The sequence below is a fragment of the Bacillus niameyensis genome, from assembly GCF_001375535.1.
GTDB lineage: Bacteria > Bacillota > Bacilli > Bacillales > Bacillaceae_C > Lederbergia > Lederbergia niameyensis.
Genome location: NZ_LN831192.1, coordinates 1 through 829, shown reverse-complemented (window position 1 = coordinate 829; position 829 = coordinate 1). Strand labels below are relative to the sequence as shown.

General features: G+C 40.9%; 1 protein-coding gene. It reads right to left on the bottom strand.

Going from position 1 to position 829, the window contains the following annotated elements:
* A partial coding sequence (locus BN1243_RS00005; protein WP_084781932.1) for an IS3 family transposase occupies window positions 1–828 on the bottom strand: 828 nt, incomplete at its 3' end.
* Window position 829 lies beyond the last annotated feature (1 nt).

Sequence of the window (829 nt, the reverse complement as noted above, 5' to 3'; positions counted from 1 at the left end):
TGCAGCTAACTGGCTGGTGTGAAGACGGTATTGAACCGGGCTCATGCCAGCCAATTTCTGTTTTATCCGTTTGTTGTTGTAGTACTCGATATAAGCTTCAATAGTCCGTTTGAGCTCCTCATATGTGCGTGGTGATTCGCCATAATACATTTCCTGTTTCAATAAACCAAAGAAATTCTCCATAGGAGCGTTGTCCAGACAGTTTCCCTTCCGTGACATACTTTGAAATACTTTGTGTTCTTTCAAGGTCGACACCCATTTACCATGCTGATAATGCCAGCCTTGATCTGAGTGAATGGTAGTCCTGTATTTGGCATTCTTTACAACGTCAAGAGCTTCCTCCAGGGGTTTCATCACAAGGTCAAGTGTCGGACGCATACTTATGCCATACGATAGAATCTCCCCATTATACATGTCCATTATTGGACTAAGATAGAGTTTTACCTCATCTGAACATTTGAATTCTGTAATATCTGTAGTTAGTTTTTGATAGGGGATTGAAGTATTGAATCTGCGGTGAATTCGGTTTTTCACCACTGTACCGATACTCCCCTTGTACGAACTGTAACGACGTGATTTTCGGGTGAACTTATTGCCTTTCAGTCCCAGCTTTCCCATTATGCGTTGCACTTTTTTGTGATTTACTATGATGCTGCGATTTTTTAATTCTAGTTGAATTCTACGATAACCATAGTTCTCGTTGTGCTCGTTAAAGATGGATTGAATTGTGTTCTCTAGCTCTTGATGAGGATTCCCCTGCTTCAATCGTTTTACATGATAGTGATAAGATGACTCGGGAATACCCACGATCTGAAGTACATCCTTCAAT